This is a genomic window from Pseudoalteromonas maricaloris, from assembly GCF_024746855.1.
In the GTDB taxonomy this organism is placed as follows: domain Bacteria; phylum Pseudomonadota; class Gammaproteobacteria; order Enterobacterales; family Alteromonadaceae; genus Pseudoalteromonas; species Pseudoalteromonas maricaloris.
This window is the reverse complement of the sequence record NZ_CP024625.1, coordinates 2,203,586-2,225,588: the sequence shown is the minus strand read 5'-3', so window position 1 is coordinate 2,225,588 and position 22,003 is coordinate 2,203,586. Positions and strand designations below refer to the sequence as shown.

The following is a 22,003-nucleotide window of genomic DNA, read 5'->3' as shown; positions in this document are numbered from 1 at the left end:
ACACAAAGTGCGTCTTAAGCTGTTTCGCAGGCAAGCTCTTGAAGCACGACGGCAATCTCTTGGCACCAGTCGCTGATGCGCTGCTCGGTGAGTTCTGGTTGGTTATCATCATCAAGCGACAAGCCGAGAAACTCACTACCGTCTTCATTTAGCCCTTTCGACTTGGTGAAGTGGTAACCTGAATTTGGCCAGTAACCAATTGCTGTGGCGCCTTGTTCGGTTAGTTTATCGTGTAAGATGCCGATACCGTCTTGAAACCACTCGTCATAACCAACTTGATCGCCCTGACCGAAGATAGCCACGATTTTTCCGCTGAAATCCTGTTGTGCTAGGCTCTCCCAACGTGATTCCCAATCATCCTGTAAACCACCGTATTCCCACGTTGAAATCCCAAAAATCAAAAATTCATAGTTCTCGGTTAAGGTTAATTCGGTGTCTGCTATATCAAAGAGATCGATGGTAAACTGGTTTAGGTTTGCTTTTATTAATTCTGCTGCGGCTTCAGTGTTACCTGTTGTGCTGCCATAAAATAGGCCAATACGAGTACTCATAATATTTCCTTTTAATTCTCTTGGTTAAGCAACATGCTGCTTTTGTTCGCTATAAGATTGAGGTTGGTGTAGTGGGTTTTCACCGATCCAAGCCTGAAACGGCTTGTCATCATCACGGCATACAAAGTGCAGAACATGTCTGCCTGTAGCTGCTGCACGGATCAACCCGCCAGTTGTCACCCAGTGACCAGCCATATAAAAGTTGCTAAGGCCTGGCAGTCCCGTTGTCCCGTTGGCATTTATTTCGTCTTCTAAACTTTCACCACTTTCCAAAAATGGCTGCCACGCCAATACCGTTCCTTTGCTGTTGCGGGTATAGCGAACTTGGGTCAAAGGGGTCGCGATGTCGATATATTCGATATGCTCTTTTAGTCCCTCAAAATGAGTGGAGAGCTTATCGATTATAAATTCACCTAAGGTCTTTTTAGCGAGGCGATATTGAACGCTACGCTTGACCCTAGTGTGATGGCGTTTAGTCGCCGTTGTTTCTTGGAAATTATTTAATTCAGCCCATGGCTCATAAGTTGAGAAGTAAGTGATATAAAGCACGGATTTGCCTTCTGGGGCGATATGCGGGTAGTGCACATTGCGCACCTGCACATTGATCCCCGGGTGTGTCATACCAGGGCAGTGGACCAGATCTTGTTGGTCTAACAAGTGGGTGCGGCAATGAGGTTGATGGGTATAGTCCTTGTTCACCCCCAAAAATACAGAGACGTATCCTGGGAACATTTGACCATCGGTCTCCCTTAACTCGTCGTATAGCTTGTCTAACACAGGGCTGGAATACTGGCCATCAAGCATGTTTTTTACCACATCCGTACCGTCACATGCTGAGATCACGATATCGGCATACATTTTTTGGCCGTCGCTGAGTTCAACACCGATGGCTTTGTTGTCTTCGACCAAGATTTTGTGTACTCGGGTGTTGTATATGATGTCACCCCCCAACTTTTTATATCTTGCTTCCATCGATTGCGCGAGACCTAACGAGCCACCCTCGGGCACACCTGCATTTTTTTTCGCTGCGCAGGCCAGATTAAAATAGAAAGGTAATAGCGGGAAACTGGGATGTTGCTCATAAAAGATAACGTTAAATGCTTTTTGCAGCAGCGGATGTGAAAACTTAGCGGCAAAGTCTGACATCAATGTCGCCATGGATTTGCGGATTAAATTAAATTTTTTGATGAACGGCCACATCATCTTTAGCTTTTGCCAGCGTGACATAATGCCAACTGGCACCAGAAAGGGATAAGCGTCTATCATTTTGACGAATTCACGAATGCCATCGCAAAATTGTTTGATGAGTTTCTTGTCTGCGGGAGAAATGCTCAAGAGGTGGGCTTCGAGTTTATCTGGATCTGCGTAGAAATGTACTTCTCCTAATTCTTCATCAATAACTGAATTGAAGATTTCAAAGTCTCTAATTTCTTTATCATCCAGCGCACCTAACTCTTGCCAGATTTGATTCATGCCGTTGCCTGAGCCACTACCCAGTAGCCAGCTAATACACCAATCAAAAATATAATCTCTACGTTCCCACGATGTGCAGCAGCCGCCGGGAATATCGTGCAGCTCTAAGATCACGCTCTTGTAGCCGTTCATTTGTGCATAGCTACCGGTTGAGAGTCCACCCATACCGGCACCTATGATGATCATAGATTGTCTTTGTGTGGTCATAATTCTGTCCTTAAAGTCGTTAGAAAGCCCCAAAGCGATGGCTTTGGGGCAAGCTGTTACTCCACGTTTGTTGCTATTACCGCCTGGCTTTGGGTATCCTGCAGAATACTTTGCATAATTGCGCCGTTGCCTGCCTGCATCATATCGGGCATCAACATTTCCTCATGTTTACCAACTCCCTGATAGGTAATGACTTCGGCGTCTGATGCTGCATCCCAACTGGTTAGACGAGCAGCTTCTGCATGTGCATTTTGCTCGACGATAAAGTGCAGTTTGGCGTGAACCTGACCTAGGTTTTTCACTTCATAACACCAATCGATATAGTCTCTCGCTTGTGCCAGTGTATGCTCGTGTACCGTATTTGAGCCGGTGTGGCGGGCGAAATGTGCTTTTAACTCTTGCTCAAAGTGCGCGAAGTCTTGCTCCCGCATTTTGATTGCTTCGGTGATCCTGAATGAGTCTAAGATCACCACATCCCCGACACGTTGACCTCGGCTTTCCAGTTCCTTCGCAATCTCAAAGGCTAAATTACCGCCAAGGGAGTATCCAAATAGGGTATAGGGGCCATGAGGTTGAATTTGCATAATTTGGTCGGCATAGTCGCTAACCTTAGTGTCACTTTCGAGGTAATTAAAAGAGATCACTTCAGTGTTAGGCAATGCGTCGGCAAATGCCTTGTAAACGATGCTGTAACCACCCGCTGGTGGTAGGGCAAATAAACGAGTAGATTGGCCTGCATTGAAGATAAGATAAGGGGACGCGCCCGTTTCTTTTCCTGTTACTACATCTTCAATTGCACTGGCCATGCCATGTAAGGTTGTAAATCTAAATAGCTGATTAACTTCCATTTTGATGCTGAAGGCTGACTGGATCCTGACCATTAGCTCAATCAAATATAAAGAGTTACCGCCAAGGGCAAAAAAGTCATCATGAAGACTAATGGATTTTTGCCCTAGCATATTGGACCAAATCTCAGCGAGCTGCTGCTCAAATAAGGTGGCAGGCGCTACGAATGCTCTTACCAACTCGGCGAGTTTAACCTGTGGTAGTGCCGCTGCATCGATTTTACCGTTACTCAGTAATGGAAATTGCTCAATAGCAACCAGCTTACTAGGTACCATATAGCTTGGTAGCTGGTTCTCTAACTGCTCGAGGACAAATTCAGTACCGATCGCAAGTTCTGATTCAAAATAGGCAATTAATTGGGTTTGCCCATGTACTTCTATCCCTTTTACATGGCTTCGCTTAATTCCTGGGATCTGGTTGATGCTAGACTCAATTTCTCCAAGCTCAACGCGGTGACCTCGTACTTTTACTTGGTTGTCGATACGTTGCAGAATATGTAGGTTGCCGTGTTTGTCCCACTTACCTAAATCACCCGTTTTATATACCCGTAGGGTGCAATTTTCTGACACGGGAAGTTGGATAAATTGGCTGGCATTTTTCTCTGGGTTATTGAGATAGCCAAGACTTACGCCTTGCCCCGCAATTGCAATTTCGCCGACTGCGTTACTCGATACCAACTGGTTTTGCTTATCGAGCAAGATAAGTTGCGTTGCATTGAAAGGCTTGCCGATTGGCACTGTCGCGCTGGTTTCCAGGTACTGTTCTGATTCCTCAAAGAAGCTACTGTCTATGGTTGCTTCAGATGTACCGTAGGAGCTAAATAGTCGAGCATCTTCTTGTAGCAATCCTTTGAGTGCGCGGTATTCAGCGATTTGCCATTGCTCAGAGCCAACAATCACTCTACGTAAGCTGGTAAATCCAACCTGACTTTGCTTTGCGAATAAGATGAGATTACGAACCACAGAGGGCACAAACTCAACCGTATCAATCTGCTGTGTCTCAATGAGGTCATACAACACCGGCATGTTCAGCATCATATTTTTAGGACACAACACTAAGTGCTTCGCATTGTAAAATGCGCGCGCGAGATCGCCACAAAACACATCAAAGGTTGGGCTGGCCAATTGTAAATGATGAGAAGTAGGTGCTAAATCAAATTGGGCTAACCAGTCCACAGCGATCGTAGCCCAGTTTTGATGGCTAACCTGGACAGCTTTGGGCGTACCTGTAGAGCCAGAAGTAAAGACAATATACGCGATGTCATTTGGCTGATGATTTAACGCCAAATTGTGCTCGCTGATTTCATCTCGTTGGCTTTGGAAGCTTTCCCAAAGTAGTGTAGGGTGATCTGATGTTAGCGCTTCTTCGCAAAGTAGTAACGCGCAGCGACTTTGCTCAAGCAACAGTTGCTTACGTTCATTGGGTTGCTGCGGGTCAATTACCACAAAATGATGACCTGCTTTTAACGTAGCGATACAAGCAACAACTAATGCGATAGATTTTTCAAAATGTAAGGCAATCGTTTGACTAGGTTGATCATCTAGCTGTGAATTAATTAGTCGCGCCAACTGGTTTGCCTGATTGTTGAGTTCACGATAGCTTAAAATAGCAGCCAGTTCTCCAGCATTTGTTTCACAGGCAATGCTGAGGGCAGGAAGCTCAGGGCTATGTTGCGCCGCATTTTCTATTTGGCTGACCAAAGTCGGTAATGCAGGTGCGTTTTGTTGACTTTCAGCAAATGTCGCCAAGGCATGTATTGCGTCTGGACTTTTTAAGGCAAGCTCTGAAAGTGGCCGATTTGGACTATCAACGACCATTCGCGTTAGTGCGATATAGTCCCGAGCCAGCTGCGCTATCGTTTCGGTTTCGAATAGGTCGGTATTATATTTTAATGTGCCTTTGAACACGCCATTTTCTTCATAGGTCGAAAGCGTAATGTCAAATTGACCTTCTTCTTCAGGCAGTTCCATGAATTGCATAGGAAAGCCCTTATAGTACGCGACATTATTTTCATCCATATGTGATTGCTCAACGCGGTGATTGAGCATCACAAACATGACCTGAAATACCGTAGAGCGGCTGGCATCATGTTCAATACCAAGCTTATCCACTAACAGCGCAAACGGATATTCTTGGTGATCTAGTGCGTTGAGGGTAATGTCTTTCACCTGCGCTAAAAGCGAAGTAAAGTGCGTTTCGGGAGCAAATCTTGCGCATAGCGGTAGGGGATTCACAAAGTAACCGTAGACGTTTGAAAACTCGGGATTTGTACGACCGGCCACGGGGCTGCCTATAATGATTTCATCCTGCTGAGTATATTTATGCATGACTGCGTAATAGATGCTAAGCAACGCCATAAACATGGTGGAACCTTGTGCCTTTGCCAGGGCATTTAACGAAGACGTAAGGGCTTTATCCAACTCAAAATGATATGAATCACCAACGTTGGTGAGTACCGCAGGTCTAGGTTTGTCGGTTGCAAGGTCTAATACGGGGATCTCTGCAGGTAAGTGATTCTGCCAAAACTTATAGTTTGCCGCGCCGCGTGGAGAGTGAACAAAGCGTGTTTCCCAATCGACAAATTTTTCATAGTTTGACGTTATCTCGCTGAGTGCTAACGGTTCACTTTTTGCGAAATGCGCATACAGTGACTGCATTTCATCGATAAACATGTAATTTGACCATGCATCTGAGATGATGTGATAAATCGTCACTGCAAAGTAGTAGCTTTGATCATTCTGTTTATACAAATACAGTCTAAACAGCGGGTCGTGCTCAAGGTCGAAAGGCTGTTCATTGTCTGCAATCATCATAGGTTGAATATCTTCCCAAGACTTACCTTTTACATCAATGATTTGTAGTGCATCCTCACGATGAGTCCAGACTCTTTGATAGGGTTCGCCATCTTTAAAGAAGAAGTTTGTTCTTAACATTGGGTGGCGAGCAACTACAGCACTAAGGGCTTTTTTCAGCGCGTCAATATTCAGGGCACTAGGAATGTGCATCGCGCCGCCGATATTGTAGGAAGCGCTAGTTGGGTTGAGTTGATTGATAAACCAAATCGCTTTTTGTCCATAGGAAAGTGGGAACTCAGCTTCCACATTGGCATCAGATAAGATAATAGAGTTAACCTTGGTTTCGGAAACTGCCTGAACCTGTGATGTTTCTGTGGTTATGACTTCAAAGCCAAGCGATTCCACGAGTTTGTCATTAAGCTCTATACTTAATTCGTTGATAGATGCGCCACTTAGAAGACGCACAATCGTTAGGGTTTCGCCAAAATGGGTGGTGATCTTATTTCTCAGCTCTGTCGCCATAATAGAGTCAATACCGAGATTACCGAGCGATAGATCTAATTCCACTTGCTCTCGTTTACAGCGTAATACTTGGCTGACAGCATTAGCGAGATGATCGGCAACAAGCGGTAATCGAAGCGCGCTGTCTGTTTGCTGGTATAAAGGAGCAAATTCTTGCTCTTGGTGGCTTTGCTTATCGTTTTCTTGGGTAGCCAAGTGACTAAATAAACTCGGCTTTCCTGCATACCAATTGGTTACTTTGGACCAATCGGCGTCACACACTAAGAGTTGAGGTTGCTCTTGGTCTAGAATACGTTCAAGCACGGCCATCCCCGCACTTGGTGAAATGCAGTTCATACCCCTTTGGTTCTTGTAATGTTCGGCAAGACCCAGCTCTTCAATCATACCAATAGCCCAAGGGCCCCAGTTGATGCTTAGCGCCGGAAGACCTTGATTGCGACGGTAGTGGGCGAGGGCATCTAAGAAAGCATTGCCAGAAGCATAGTTTGTTTGCCCTGCGGTAGTGACTTGAGCCGCGACAGAGGAGAAGAGCACAAAATGTTCAAGGTCAACTTTACTGAGTGCTTTGTGAAGCATCAACGCACCAATCGCTTTGGTGTCAAACACACCGTCAAATGCTCTGGTATCCATATTGCCAAGTAAGGTGTCATTCACGATACCAGCACAGAAAAATAATCCGTTGATCGGTGCTTGTGCACTTAGATGATAAGACTCAAGGGCCGCGTTAAGTTCACGCTCTCGAGTTAAGTCTGTTTGCCATAACGAGACATTAACGCCCTGACTCTCAAGGTGTTGAATAAACCGAACGCGATCATAGTTACGGTCGCTTGGGGTAAGCTCTGACCAACTCTTACGCTCAGGTAATTGACTCCTACCAAGCAAAATGAGGTTTCGTGCACCTCTATCGACGAGTAGCTGACAAACTAACTGTCCGATTGAACCAAATGCACCCGTGATCAACTGTGCTTTATGGCTTTGTACGCGAGTCGGGAAGGCGGGTTGGAGTGACGTTGCCAGCTCTAAACGAGCAACATAAGCTTGATTTTCCCTAAAAGCAACTTCCCCTTCTTGGCGGTCACTTAATAATCTGGCTGTGATATGTTCGGCATCATTTTGACCATCAATATCGATGAGGCCACCCCAATTATCAACCAGTTCTTGCTGTGCGAGCACTCGGCTAAATCCAGTTAATGAAGCGGACATCACCGCGGTAAGTTGCTCGCTATTAACGAGGCTAGCGTTGCGTGTTACCACGTAAAGCGGGAATTTACCGTCTTGTTCAATTATGGTTTTGGCCAGGTTCAACAATGAATGCAGCGACTGACGTTTTTCTTTTTGCAGCTGAGCAAGAGTTAGTGATTCTATCGCGTTGTTATCTAGACTAAAGCAATGTACAACGCCACGAATTTCTTGTTTGCCCAAAGTCTCGATAAGTTGTGACAGGTGATCCCGTGAATCGGGAACCAGCCATGCATGACAATGGTCTCTGTCGATATCAAAATATTCTCCAGATTTAACGATACAGCTAGAGTGGCCAAGCTGAGCTAAACGGTCGGCTACCTGTTCAGCTGTTCCTGATTGATCTGCGAGGAGCACCCAACGTCCCGACGTGTCGGTTTTTTGTATTTCCTGCTCAGGCTCTGCAAGCCAATTGACTTGGTAAAGCCAGCTATCTATGGTTCTGGTGGTGATCCCACTTGCAGCGGAGTCAACGCTTTGTGCAATAAAGTTTTTGATAACACCAAAGACTTGACCAGACTCATCACAGAGGTATAAATCACCGACCGTTTTTTCGTCGTCACGATGAGTGATTTGGGTATAACACCAAAAATCAGTATTGTTCTGCTCGCAAAGCAAGATCTGCTCAAGCATCACAGGTAAGCGGATAGAAAATTGCTGAGCATTAGCACCTGCAAGTTCCGTAAATACTAACGTCTGGAAGCATGCATCTAATAGACTTGGGTGTAGGGTAAATTGTGCTGTTCGCTCAAGTTGAGTAGGCCAAGAGATCTTGGCAAGCACGCCGTTGTCTGAAGCCCAGATCTGTTCAATGGCTCTAAAACATGGACCATATTCGTAACCAAACTCTTTTAGGTGTGCATAAAACTCATCGTGCTGCTGCGCGCTGGTGGCAGCACTACGAATAGCATTGAGATCAATAGGCTCAGCAAGGTTGGCGCTTTGTACTCGGCGGATTGTCCCTTGAACATGGCGGGTCGTTTTGCCATCTTCAAGGCTTACCACTTTAAAATTCGGTTCATCACGGTGCAAAATGAATTGCACATTGGGTGCATGTTCATTATTCAAAAATAACGCTTTATCGATGACAAAGTGGTCGAGTGCATAGCTGCCATTGCCCCAAGTCTCTTTGGCTGCAGCATACGCCATTTCGATAAAGCCAGCAGCAGGGAAGAGGGTATTCCCTTGGATTTGGTGACAGCTTAAAAAACTATCGCGATTTGTGTCGGTTACCGCGTTCCAAACATGTTCAGCCTCACTGCGCTTACGGCCCAAGAATGCATGGTTACTTTGCCCTAAACGCACTTGATTAAAGTACTCAGGCTCGGTCCAAAAGCGCTCTTGCAAGAACGGGTAAGTTGGCAACGTAGTGAACTTACCTCGCCCGTTTATGGCTGACCAATTTAATTCAAAGCCTAAACCAAATAGTTGAGCTACAGCGTGGTAATAGGTGTGTTGTTCGTCGGATTTACGGCGCATACTCGAGACGACAACACTTGAGCAACTTTGTTCTTCTGCGGTTTCGGCAATAGATGCGCCAAGCACAGGGTGTGGACCCAGTTCCAAAAATGCTTGATAACCTTGTTGTAATATTGCGCGGGTGGCATCAACAAAGCGCACGGCTTGACGGACGTTGAGCCACCAATAGTTAGCATCAAGTTCAGGCCCCTCAGCAAGTGTTCCTGTTACCGTTGAATACAATGGAGTATGTGCGGTGTTAGCTTGAATACCAGCTAAACACTCGAGCAATTCGGCCTTAATCGGTTCCATAAACTGGCTGTGATAGGGCACTTCAACGCGGAGAAACTTGCAAAACACACCAGCTTCGCTCAGTTGTGTTTCAATACTGTGTAACGCGTTTTCTTCACCAGCTAGGGTGACAGAGTTTGGACTATTTACCGCTGCGATTTCAACTTGGTCGTTGAGATAAGGCGTGACATCACTGTCAGAGAGTCCTACCGCCATCATTTTACCTGTGTTGCGGCATTGATGTTGTAAACGGCTTCGATGGACTACGATGGTGCAAGCATCTTTTAATGAGTAGACCCCGGCTTCATAAAATGCTGCTGCTTCACCGGTACTGTGGCCAACAATGACATCAGGCGAAATGCCGTGTTGACGCCACATTGCTGCAAGTGCGACTTGCACGGCAAAGTTTGCCGTTTGAGCAAGCCAAGTATATTGCATGTTTGACGCTGATTCATCGGCAAGCATTTCATCAACCAATGACCAATCTGTAAGCGCTGACATATAGCTATCACACTCATCGATCATCGCTTTAAAAGTTGGCTCTGATTGGTACAACTCACGGCCCATTGCCCACCATTGTGGCCCCATACCGGTGAAGACCCAGACGAGTTTTTGCTCATCTTTTTTCAGTGTGCGCAGTGTGTTGGCCACAGCAAATTCAGCATCATGACTTAATGTTTGTAGTTGCTGTTGCAGATCCTCTGCATTTTTAAAACAAATTGCATGACGATATTGGTGATGTTCACGGCGCTCACCCAGTGTATAAATAATATCACTGAGTGATGCATCGCTATCTTGTAAAAACTCATTATGCGCTTTGGCAAAGCGATGGATCCCGTGTTGATCTCTTGCACTCAGTGGATAAAGCTTTAAGCCATTCTCATTTGCTGGAGGCATTGATGGCACTTCTGGTGCAACGTATTCTTGAATAACAGCGTGGGAATTGGTTCCACCGAAACCAAATGAGTTTACCCCCGCCACAGCTAAACCTTCATGTTTAGGCCAAGGTGTAAGCTTAGTGGGGATCTCATATGGCGCGTTAACATAGTCTATTTTTGGGTTAATCGATTTTAAGTGTAAATGCGGTGGGATCTGTTTGTTCTGAATAGCTTTAACTGTCTTGAATAAGCCGGCCATGCCTGCGGCTGCCTCGGTATGACCAATATTGGTTTTTACCGAGCCAATGTAGCATTTATCGTCTTGATCACGGTTGATCCCAAGGAGTGTTCCAACTGACTTTGCTTCAATTGGGTCGCCAACAGGCGTGCCTGTACCGTGCATTTCAATGTACTGCACTTTACCGGGATCAATATTCGCTTTGGCATAGGTTTCTTTCATCAAGCGCAATTGGGCATCGCCGTTTGGCACCGTGATCCCTTGTGTTTTACCGTCTTGGTTTACACCGGTGGCTAAGATCACCGCATGAATTGGATCGCCATCCTTAATCGCATCATCTAAGCGCTTGAGCACAACGACGCCAGCGCCTTCAGCGCGGACATAGCCGTTTGCGGAGTCGTCAAAAGCATGAGAAAAACCAGTCGGAGATAAGAAACCGCCTTTAGACTCGGATACTGTATATTGTGGTGCCAAATGTAATAGCACACCACCTGCGAGTGCCATATTACTTGCCCCGGTCTGTAGGCTTTTACAGGCCATATCTAACGCGACAATAGAGGAGCTACAAGCAGTATCGATGGACATGCTGGGGCCATTAAAGTCAAAAGTATGAGAGATGCGATTAGAAAGCATCGTCATCATAACACCCGTCGCAGTGTGAGCATCAATGTTGTCAAAATCTGGGTTAGTGAATTGCATGATTTTATAATCAAGCGTAAACCCACCCATAAAAACGCCGACCGACTCTCCTGCGAGTTCAGATGGCTTTTGCCCACCATCTTCCAACGCTTCCCAAGTTACCTCCAGCAGTTTACGTTGTTGAGGGTCCATAAATTCGGCTTCACGAGGCGTGATCCCAAAAAATGCTGGATCAAACTTATCGATATCATCGATATAGCCACCCCATTTTGAGCTCAATTTGCCTTTATTCGCCTTTACAGACGAATAATGAGTATCAATATTCCATCTCGATTCTGGGGTTTCTATGATGCAATTGACACCATGTTTAATATTTTCCCAAAACAATTCAGGACTATTCGCGTGACCTGGGAAACGACAACCCATGCCAATAATTGCTATCGGTAGCGTGTCGTTTGCGGGGTGAACAGAGCGTTCATTTTCGATTGCCATAATGCATTCCTTGAAGTTATCTATTTTCTATTAATTAGCGAAGTTGCAGTAGTTCATCTTGAGCGGTTGAGTGAACATGAAGCGTAGGGTAGAGCAGGCGTTTATAGATGCCGTAGTAAAGCTGTTGAAGCAGGATTAAGTCGGATGTTGTTGTGTGTTCATCTATTTGATGAATGGTTTTGTTCACCAGTCCGAGTTCTAGTACTGAGGTTGATATTTCAGCAATAAAGCGGCCATCCGACGTTCCCCCTGCGGTCGATAGTTTTGGTGTGAAATGACATTGACTGTTGATTTCATCGCAGACGATAGCGAGGGATGGAGAAGGGATCTCTTCATTATTTACGCAGTAATAGGGTTGGCAGGGGTTGCTGGTCGTTAATGCATAATTGAGCGTATGTTCTTCGATGGTTTCTCTTACCAGCTCGACCAATTCATATTCGTCGTATGCGGGAGTATAACGGATATTAAAATTTAGCTGACATTGGCTTGGAATGATGTTGTCAACAAAATTTCCTGAATGTACATGGGTGAATTGCAGCGTGGTCGAGTCAAAGTTATCACAGTGCTTTGGCCAATCCTGCGACAGTAGTGCTTGCATAATATTTTGCGCCAAATGGATGGCATTGGTCGCTTTTTGAGGGTAAGCCACATGTCCACTTTTACCATGTAAATTGACGGTAAAAGACAAAGCGCCACGACGACCGACTTTCAGTGTGTCTGCTACATACGCTTCTGAGCTTGGCTCTCCGACCAAGGTAAAATCAAATGCAATACGCTGCTGTTTTAAAAAATGAGCGATCCGCTTGGTTCCGTGTTCCGCTTCGCCTTCCTCGTCGCTGGTGAGTAGCAACCAAAGCTCTTTTTCCGGTACTCCAAATTCTGTTACTAAAGCCTCAATTGCACAGAAAAAGGCGGCAATAGCGCCTTTCATATCAACAATACCTCTGGCGAAGAGACAGCCATTGTGTTCTGTCAGCTTAAAAGGGTTAAACTGCCAATCTTGTGTACTTCCGGCTGGTACTACATCGGTATGACCAAGAAAAGCAAACCTAGCGTCACTATTGTTACCTATGCTCGCTATTAAGTTACTCACATCACGAACAGGCAAGTGCTTGATTGAAAAACCCAAAGTCCGCAGCTCTTGTGCTAACCACAGTTGGCACCCAACATCATCCGGCGTGATTGATTTGAATGCGACTAACTGCCGTGCAATGTCTACAACGCGGTGGCTGGCATGTTCATCCTCTTCAACACCTTGAAACTCCTCATGTAGAGCCTCGATATCCTCTAGCGCTTCAGAGACAAGTTCGTAACAAGTGTTTGAAGAAAAGCCATTCATCTCAAAAAACCTTAATGCAGAAGTATGATAAATAGGCAATTAAAAGTGATGTTGTACACATTTTAATTACACCCCGTTCACAAGTTGCGTATTCAAACATTGAAATTATTTTGATGCTAATGATTTTATTTTGACTAAATTAACCTAAATAATTTCATTGTTGTTTTTTATGAAGTAATAAAGTTTTTTATTTTTAATGCTGTTTGTCTAATTTTGATATTTGAGTTTTATTGAATTAATTTTGGTGTAAATGCTCTATGTACTAATATTCTGAATGTGTGAAAAGTAATTTATCTTAATAATCAGGGGCGGGTTTTTGTTTCTTGAGTTATGTCTTGTGTTATTCGGAATTAAAAAAATGATGGTGTTTACGTTAATGAAATTGTTGTTTTTTAAAGTGTGCGAGTTTGTTGTGTAAATTGCGCTATTAAGATAAATGGAATTAAACTTCGTTATTCATTTTTGTTATTTTAACTATGTTTTATATTCCTATTTATTCTAAATGTAAGAGACCTAAAAGGTGTGGGCTTACGTATGTGGGCAAGATTTTTTATGATGAAGTTTTAAGGTTTAAATTGTTTTTATAAATTTAATGAATTTATTCTTGAGTTGTCATATTTAATGAATAAAATAGCGAGCGTTATAGAGCTTTTATTCAATATTTTGATTACTGTTACAGTATTTTGCTGTTTTTATCTATAGCGCTGACTTAAATTAAGGATGAAAAATGAAAAAGCTAATCACCGCACTCGTTGCATTCACCGCATTGTCTGTATCTGCTCAAGAAGTAGAAGAGGCGAAAGCACTCGTTACTCAACAAAACATTAAAATTGTTGCTATTGGCCAAAGCGGCTGGGATCCAATTTGGAGAGAGCCTACCTGTAGCATCCAAAAAACGGATGAGGATGCTGTTGGCAATGCTTACATGATCAGTCATTACGACATGTGTTTATGCCAAAACAGTAAAAAAGCGAGCTATCTGATTGAAGATACACAAAGCAACCCTAAGCAAGCTGCGGTTATTTGTTATCTAGAGCAGTAAGCTAGTCAACAGCAGCAGAGCAAAGTACTTGCACTTTACTCTGCTGTTATCACTGGTATTTCCTTTAAGTTCGAATTAGCTAAATTAACTAGCTTTTTGCTTTGGTGTGCTAAATAACTTGCCTAACTTCCAATCGAACTTTACAGCGCTGACGGCCGTTAAGATTAAAACAATCCCAAGCGTTTGTAGCATCGAAATCGTGTGCTCGAATGCAATAAAATCTACAAACAGCGCCACGACCGGATAAATAAAAGAAAGAATAGCGATTAATGTGGTGCTTAAGCGTTGAAACGCATCATACATGATCACATACATAAACCCTGTGTTGACGACGCCTAAGAATAGGATATTGCCCCAGCTCGATGAAGTCTCTGGGAAGTGTGCAAAATCAACCCAAGGTAACAAAAATAAGCCACCAAAAAAGATTTGGATCACAGCAACTACACCGGATGGCACTTGGCTTACCTTTTTCGTCATCAGCGTTGTAATGGTATACAGAAATGCAGCTCCAAGTGCTAGTAGCAGACCAAAAACGGCTTGGTTACTCTCTTGTGCAAAAATAACTGCGACGATTTCTTGATACGGGATCCCAACAACCAACCATAATCCCACCACGGCGATGGCCAACCATAAAAGGATTGCCTTACTTGGATACTGACGATAAAGCACCGCGCTTAATAATACCAACATCAAAGGTTGTAGATGGTATGCGATGATTGAAATTGAAAAAGGAATATAGTCAAACGAGGCGAATAATAGCACCCAGTTTCCGACCAGCGCGATACCGCCGAGCAAGATGGTCATAAAAACGGGACCTTTAAACACCTCTTTTGTCAGTTGCTTTGTTACGAGCACGTATCCAAGAAGGCACAATGCGCCAATAACACAACGTAAAAATACCACATTCCAATAGGATTGTTGTGCACTGACGACAAAGTATCCTATGGTGCCGGACAGCACCATAGCTATTATCATCTCTATTGAACCTTTTTCTTTATCTGAGCCAAACATTGTTCACACCTTGTCATATTCAATTCTATACTTGCATATTACTTAGGGTTTGCCGTATTACTAATAGACAATAAAAGGCTAATTTTTCTAATTTCCTAAAAATGAAAGGCAAAAATGCGAAAACTAATTAATAATGAAAAATGGTCGCTTGATGCGATAGATAGCAAGCTTATAAAGCTGTTAGAAAACAATAGCCGAGTGTCCGTTGCTGAAATGGCTCGTGCTGTGAATATGTCTTCACCGAGTGTGAATGAACGCATGAAACGTATGGAAGAGTATGGGGTAATTAGTAAATACAGTATTGAATTAGACCCAGAAAGCTTTGATTACCCGCTGACAGCGATTGTGCGTATTCGTCAGCATCCCGGTAAACTAAAACAACTTGAAGCGATGATCCAAAACATTCCTGAAGTGATTGAATGTGACAAAGTGACGGGAGAGGATTGTTTTTATGTGAGGTTGTGTTTTGAGAGTATGCCTAAGCTAGACGAAATTTTGGATAAAGTCTCGACACTAGGTGATACCCACACATCGGTGGTGAAATCAACAATAGTCAAACGTAGAAACGTGCCATATCAGATCCGCAAAAGGTAATCGTTAAGTATGGCGAGCAGTAAAGTTTTGACGGGATAAGCAATGCGCACCTAAACGTCAACAAATTTATAGTTTGTCACACTTTTTATAGCAATCCTGCCATCAATCTGGTTTTGAGTATGTTAGTATCCGTGCAGCAGTTTTTTACGAGATAGATTATGTTTCAACCAGTTAGCCTCTTTGTTGGGTTAAGATATAGCCGTGCTGCGAAAGGCAATGCATTTATATCGTTTATCTCATTTTTCTCAATTGCGGGTATCGCCCTTGGCTTAATGAGTTTGATCACCGTCAGCTCAGTGATGAATGGCTTTGAGCAAACCTTAAAAGCCGCCATGCTTGATTTGATCCCGCATGTGCAAATTAAGGAAAATGAGCAACTTGATCAAAATAAATTACAAGCCATTGAAAATCATCCTTTGGTTAAACAAGTTTCGCCATATGTTGCAAGTGACGTAATTCTACAAACCAATCAAGATTTGGTGGGCGTGCAACTTCAAGGGCTATTTCAAGGGTATGAAACAGCGTTAGATGATGCAGTGCGTGCCGGCAGTTTAACTCGATTGTACGAGCAAAAATACCAAGTGGCGCTGAGTCGCTATTTAGCCAATAAACTTGGCGTAAGCGTTGGTCAGCAACTCCGCGTGATCATGCCTGAATTCACCACATACACACCGCTTGGCCGCACACCGACGCAGCGCTTATTCACCGTAGCTGCCATATATGATGGCCAAAGCGAAGCTGACACTTATTTGGCATTTGCCGATGGCAAAAGCTTGCAGCGGTTAATGCGCAAGAAGCCAGAGCAATACGACCTTAACATTCATTTATATGATGCTTTTAGCCTACCCGATTTTTATCAGCAAGCGGACAGCTTGTTGCAGGGGCTCGAGACACATGACTGGCAAACTCAGCAAGGCACATTGTTTGCGGCGGTTGCAATGGAAAAGCGCATTATGTCGCTATTACTTGGCCTTATTGTGATAGTGGCTGTATTTAATATCATTTCAGCGCTATCTATGATGGTGAGTGAAAAGCAAGGGGAAGTGGCTATTTTGCAAACGCTTGGCTTTACACCACAAATGATAGCTAAAGTGTTTATGGCGCAAGGGATGTATAACGGCATTTTTGGCACACTCATTGGTGTTGCTGGTGGATTATTGCTTTCGAACAATATTAATGAGGTGCTCCACCTCGCAGGCCTTCAGTTGCTTGGTGGCGCTGAACTTCCGGTCAAAATAGAACTAACAGATTTAACGATTATGGCAGTGGGCAGCATATTGCTAAGCTTTTTAGCAACCTTGTATCCAGCTAAACGCGCGTCGAGTGTGCTGCCAGCAGAGGTATTAAGATATGAGTGATTTAGTCATTGACTGCCAGGACTTGGTCAAAAGCTACCAAGATGGTAAAGCCGAGGTAACGGTATTAAAAGGCGTTGATTTATCTGTAACCCAAGGTGAAATGCTTGCGATTGTAGGTAGCTCGGGCTCAGGTAAAAGTACTTTACTGCATATTCTAGGTACCTTGGATAAAGCATCCACCGGCAGTGTAAGAATCAAAGGTGTGGAAGTTGGCAAGCTGTCGCGTAAAAAGCAGGCGGAATTTAGAAATAAGCATTTGGGTTTTATCTATCAGTTTCATCATTTGTTGATGGAGTTTAGCGCGGTTGAAAATGTGGCGATGCCATTACTAATTGCCGGTAATAAAGCAAAACAAGCCCGCGAAAAGGCATTACTCATGCTTGATAAAGTAGGCTTGAGTCATCGTGCTGAACATAAGCCTTCAGAGCTTTCTGGGGGGGAGAGACAGCGTGTTGCGATAGCAAGAGCGTTAGTAACAGAACCTGATTTGGTGCTAGCTGATGAACCAACCGGCAATCTTGATAAGCATAATGCACTGCGAATTTATGACTTGCTGGCTGAACTCAATCAACAGCTAAAAACCAGCTTTGTTGTTGTAACACACGACTTAGAGTTGGCAGATAAGCTTGGTCGTGCAGTGCAACTGGACGATGGCAAAGTAGGTGTGTATCAGCATGCTTAGTTATTTTTTAAGCAAACGCTTTAGAGAGTCTAAACGTCAGCTTGGTTTTATTGGTTTTTTAACCCGTGCTTCTACGCTTGGTGTAATGCTGGGTATGGCAGTATTGATAGTCGCACTTTCTGTGATTAATGGTTTTGAAGAACAATTAGAGCAGCGGCTGTTGTCGGTGGTGCCGCAAGTGAGTTATCAAGCACCTTACGACCCTATTCAAGCGTGGCAGCAAAAAGTAGAGATCTTGGAGAGTCAGCGTGGCATCGTAAGCGCGACGGCTGAAATTAACTTAACAGCTATGCTGCAATACAAAGGCACCTTAAAAGCGGCGCAGTTAAAAGGGATCGCACCGGATAGGCATCATACGGTGTCGAGCATAGGTGATTTTATAGAAGGTGCGGAACTAAAAGCATTAAAACCGGGTGAAGTGATCATCGGTAAAGGGATAGCTGACAAGCTTGGTGTCGTGGCTGGCGATAATATTCAACTCTTGGTTGCTAACAAACATTCGGATAATCCACTCGCTGCGCCAAAGCGATTAACAGCAACGGTGGTGGGGCTTATCGATATGGGTGGGCCACTTGACCAAACATTAGCGTTAGTGCCGCTTAATGCACTGCAAGAAGCGATGGACTTTAGAGAAGATCAAGTAACGGACTTGCGTGCCAAGGTGAGTGATGTGTTTCAGGCACAGCAAATCGCGACATCAGCGGGTAGGGCATTACCCGATTTAGTGTACGTATCGTCTTGGTTTCGCACGCAAGGCGGACTGTATCAGGATATTCAGATGGTGCGCACTATCGTCTATCTCGTGGTATTTCTGATCATCGCTGTCGCGAGCTTTAATATCGTTTCTTCTATGGTGATGGAAGTAAAAGAAAAGCGGGCGGATATCGCCATTTTGAAAACCATGGGCGCACAGGACAGTACGATTTTCTCGACTTTTGCGCTACAAGGTGTGACGTATGCAGGGATTGGTGCATTGCTAGGCACTGGGATCGGCATTTTTATTGCTATTAATATTCCCGATATTTTTAAAGCTTGGATCAATATGAGTGATAGCAATCCGCTTGAAGGCGTCTACTTTATTGAATACTTACCGAGCAAAATTATTTGGACAGACATTTATATCAGTTTAGTCACGACTTTTGTTATGGCAGTCGTCGCAAGCTTATATCCCGCTTGGCAAGCCACCAAAACGGATCCTGCCAAAGTACTGGGAAATGGGTAACACCTAAAACCGTAGGCCGACCTCCAATGGGCCGACACCCATAGGTCGAAAACCTGCGAATTACAAACTTTGAGCGTAATGGTAAAGCGCTTTTAAGATCTGCATATTGCGCTCATTACCTTCATTTTCGGCGACTAAGTTTTCAAGCTCCAGCATAAAATCTTCGGCTGAAATTGAAGGGTTATCTTCATTATGCATCAACTTGTTTTGGCAATATTTACGCCATTTATCAAGCTCTACAGGTGAGAGCGACTGCGGCCAGTTTCTTGCCCGATAGCGAAACAACAAAGTGTTAAATTTACTGTCTTCAAAATCCAGTTCAATGGTCGCCAGCTCTTCGGGCGATGCATTGCGAATGATTGCAAATTTGGCTTTATCGGCCTTGCTGGTGAAACCATCGTAGAGTTGATAATCCGGATTGCTTGGTTTCTCGAATCCTTTTTCATCGCTAAAGACTTCTGCAACCTTATCCCTTAGCTCTGGGCGTGCTTTAAGGTACTTTAAGTTTTCAAGGCATTGCTCGCGGTCAATTCCAAGCCTTGCTGCGTTTTCGGGCAAGAGGGTCTTAGCTGGTGCTACCAGCGGGCATTTATTGATATGTACTAGTTTTAATCCAACCGGTAGCTCATCATCACCCAATTCACTGCGTTTTGTATAAAGCCGTTGTTTGAGTGCCTCAACGTCAAGGTCATTCAATACCTCCGGCGACTGTGTTAAGTCAAAGCAGATCACGGCATTGCTATTGACCGGGTGAAAACTCATCGGGGCAATCCAAGTGGTGCAACCTTGTTGCGCTGGAAACATAGAAGAAACGTGTACTAAAGGCTGCATATTGAAAACATCGATTAGGCTCGACACCGCTTTTTTATGTCTGTGATTAAAGTAGAACTCATACAGTTTTGGCTGTTTGGTTTTAATCAGTTTTACCAGCGCAATCGTTGCGGTAACATCACTCAATGCATCGTGCGCGGCGCCGTGCTCAATGCCATTGGCGACGGTTAAGTGTTCCAGTTTAAAACTAGGGTTACCATCTTCACGGGTTGGCCATTCAATTCCTTCAGGGCGAAGCGCATAGCAGGCTCTAACTAGATCTATGATATCCCAGCGGCTATTGCCATTTTGCCATTCACGTTCATAGGGGTCATAAAAATTACGATAAAGGCTATAACGGGTTAGCTCATCATCAAACCGAATACTGTTATATCCGGCAACGCAGGTTTGTGGTTTGGCAAATTCAGCGTGGATTTTTGCCATAAACTCGGCTTCGGTCAGGCCTTTTTTTAGTGCTAATTGTGGTGTGATCCCAGTAACTAAACAGGCTTGAGGATGTGGGAGATAATCTGGAGCAGGCTGACAATACTCAATCAGTGGCTCACCAATAATATTGAGATCCAGATCCGTTCTGATCCCAGCAAACTGGCTTGGCCTGTCTTTTTGCGGCGTCGCGCCCCAACTCTCGTAGTCGTGCCAATAGATAGTCGGGATGTTCTGGGCATTATTTGGTGTATCTGATTGGTTTGTATTTGTCATAAAATCAAAAAGTTATTCTACTGTTTTTGTTTGTTTTGGTTAATCATATTTGCCGTGATGGTATGACAACTGTGTATATTAATGTGTATATCAGTTCACACCAGTGTGTATACCGTGATAACTAAGCTGTTTGCCGCTATGCGGATACATATGACTAACGATAGATAGGCATTATCGCATAGAGGCGAGCTTAGAGTAAGGCGTAACCATAGCGGATTGTGTTATTAAAGCAGAGCAAAGCGATAATTGGGGAAGCGACATCGCTTATTGCTTTATCAAGCTGCCCAATTATCTATTAATCAATCACTAAATCGCGATTAAAAGCGCTTTCTTTGAAAGTCTTTCCACATAACTACCGTTATAACTACCAATAGGGTTGAGACAACAATCAAGACATTAAAATTAAGTGTGTGGTTTTCGCGGGGCGTGACTAGCAAACTTGCAATGGTGCCGCCAGAGGCTATCGCAAAGTGCTGTATCGCATTTTGCAGACTAATAAAGGTACTGCGCTCTTCTGCGTGAAGTGAGGTTATGAGCTCTGTCACTAAGATCATAGAGCGGGTAGCGCTTGCAATCACAAACAGGGTAAACAGTCCGGCTGCAAAAATAACTGAACTTATCGTAAAACCAAACAAGGCCGCCAATATCATCAAGCCACTAAGAAAGTAAATTAAGTATGAGGTTGTGTGATTGTTTAGCTTACGTCGAGCGTATAGCTGAACTGCAATAAACGAACACACACCACTTAACAAATAGCATGCGCTTAGCATTGGGCTTGAGATGCTTAAGTTGGTAATTAGCATCACCGGAAATTGAGTTGAAATTGCAAATGTACTTAGCACCACAAAAAATGCGATGAACAGAGCGTATTTAAGGGTTTTGGTCGGGTTAAATGTGTTGCTTGGCATTGGGTTGCTAGCGCTGCTTTGCGAAGCTTGCTTTATGTTTGAGAGGAATATAAATGTAAATAATAGCGCTGTAATGGCTAAGCCACTTCCTAGTATCATGAACCCCAACTGCCAGCCTTGATTTGCTGTGATAAATAATAGAGCGGGGATCCCAATTGCCAAGGCGAGTGGAAAAGCACTCAGCAGTATCGCGGTGTCTTTTTTCTTGTCGTTTTCATGGCTTAGCTGGAGCACCAAGTTGAGATTGAGTACTACCAATGCGCCGCCACAAATGCCAGTCAATGCACGTACGAAAAGCAGGATATAAAAACTCTCGAGTGCTGAAGTAAGCAAGGTTAACAATGTGGTTGCTGACAGAAAAATAAAGACCTTGTACTTCTCCTTTGAAAGGTTGCCGGTACCACGCACCCATAAACAAGTGAAAGCAGCGGCAATTGCATAAGCTGAAACGAGTAGTCCTGAATTTGATGGGCTGGTACCTGAACTTAGCGCCATTTCTGCACTAAAGGGCACGATAATTAATGCATCTAATGCGATTAAAAAGTGGATGACAAAACATAACCCAAATTTAGCTTTTGGGCTTGCTAAGGTAGTCATTGAAGCTGAAAACATAGACATCCTTAATTGATGTAAACAAAGAAGTCTTGATTGTATTAGCCTTGATTAGGTAATAAAGTGTCCATTATTG

At 44.0% G+C, this 22,003-nt stretch carries 12 protein-coding genes; 5 read left to right on the top strand and 7 right to left on the bottom strand.

The features are described from left to right. Nucleotides 1-14: 14 nt before the first annotated feature. The 4 genes from fldB to dapE are packed head-to-tail and all read right to left on the bottom strand — an operon-like array spanning nt 15 to nt 12,968. Nucleotides 15-551 carry a flavodoxin FldB gene (gene fldB, locus CTT31_RS09595; protein ID WP_260491172.1) on the bottom strand — a complete coding sequence of 179 codons (537 nt, stop codon included), beginning with the start codon at nt 549-551 and terminating at the stop codon, nt 15-17. 24 nt (nt 552-575) lie between these two features. Continuing rightward, entirely contained in the window at nt 576-2,231 is a 1,656-nt protein-coding gene (locus CTT31_RS09590) for a phytoene desaturase family protein (protein ID WP_039497745.1), read from the bottom strand. Between the two features lie 56 nt (nt 2,232-2,287). Then, nucleotides 2,288-11,629: a hybrid non-ribosomal peptide synthetase/type I polyketide synthase gene (locus CTT31_RS09585; RefSeq protein WP_260491171.1), complete on the bottom strand. Its 9,342-nt coding sequence runs from the start codon at nt 11,627-11,629 to the stop codon at nt 2,288-2,290. Nucleotides 11,630-11,663: 34 nt separating this feature from the next. Then, nucleotides 11,664-12,968 carry a succinyl-diaminopimelate desuccinylase gene (gene dapE / locus CTT31_RS09580; RefSeq protein WP_260491170.1) on the bottom strand — a complete coding sequence of 435 codons (1,305 nt, stop codon included), beginning with the start codon at nt 12,966-12,968 and terminating at the stop codon, nt 11,664-11,666. A 727-nt stretch (nt 12,969-13,695) separates the two neighbouring features. Here dapE and CTT31_RS09575 point away from each other — a divergent pair. Then, nucleotides 13,696-14,010, top strand: a complete 315-nt coding sequence (locus CTT31_RS09575; RefSeq protein ID WP_010604891.1) for a hypothetical protein — start codon at nt 13,696-13,698, stop codon at nt 14,008-14,010. 84 nt (nt 14,011-14,094) lie between these two features. On the opposite strand, the gene CTT31_RS09570 is transcribed toward CTT31_RS09575, so the two are convergent. Continuing rightward, the gene (locus tag CTT31_RS09570) at nt 14,095-15,021 is read right to left on the bottom strand and encodes a DMT family transporter (RefSeq protein WP_211857633.1); all 927 of its coding nucleotides are present in this window, start codon (nt 15,019-15,021) and stop codon (nt 14,095-14,097) included. Nucleotides 15,022-15,135: 114 nt separating this feature from the next. Between CTT31_RS09570 and CTT31_RS09565 the strand changes: the two genes are divergently transcribed. The 4 genes from CTT31_RS09565 (at nt 15,136) to CTT31_RS09550 (ending at nt 18,877) form a co-directional block, all read left to right on the top strand. Further along, nucleotides 15,136-15,615 (top strand): Lrp/AsnC family transcriptional regulator, encoded by a 480-nt coding sequence (locus tag CTT31_RS09565; protein WP_069022524.1) that lies wholly within the window; start codon nt 15,136-15,138, stop codon nt 15,613-15,615. A 158-nt stretch (nt 15,616-15,773) separates the two neighbouring features. Then, nucleotides 15,774-16,973 (top strand): lipoprotein-releasing ABC transporter permease subunit, encoded by a 1,200-nt coding sequence (locus CTT31_RS09560; RefSeq protein ID WP_260491169.1) that lies wholly within the window; start codon nt 15,774-15,776, stop codon nt 16,971-16,973. Further along, nucleotides 16,966-17,655, top strand: a complete 690-nt coding sequence (lolD, locus tag CTT31_RS09555) for a lipoprotein-releasing ABC transporter ATP-binding protein LolD (RefSeq protein ID WP_260491168.1) — start codon at nt 16,966-16,968, stop codon at nt 17,653-17,655. The genes CTT31_RS09560 and lolD overlap by 8 nt, the downstream gene beginning before the upstream one ends. Beyond that, a complete protein-coding gene (locus CTT31_RS09550) occupies nt 17,648-18,877 on the top strand; it encodes a lipoprotein-releasing ABC transporter permease subunit (protein ID WP_211857630.1) in 1,230 nt (409 codons plus the stop codon). Before lolD ends, CTT31_RS09550 begins: the two co-directional genes overlap by 8 nt. Before the next feature lie 60 nt (nt 18,878-18,937). Here the strand turns inward: CTT31_RS09550 and sbcB are convergent, their stop codons facing one another. Then, nucleotides 18,938-20,407, bottom strand: a complete 1,470-nt coding sequence (gene sbcB / locus CTT31_RS09545) for an exodeoxyribonuclease I (RefSeq protein ID WP_260491167.1) — start codon at nt 20,405-20,407, stop codon at nt 18,938-18,940. Nucleotides 20,408-20,724: 317 nt separating this feature from the next. Beyond that, on the bottom strand, nt 20,725-21,927 hold the full coding sequence (locus CTT31_RS09540) for an MFS transporter (RefSeq protein ID WP_260491166.1): 1,203 nt from the start codon (nt 21,925-21,927) through the stop codon (nt 20,725-20,727). Nucleotides 21,928-22,003 lie beyond the last annotated feature (76 nt).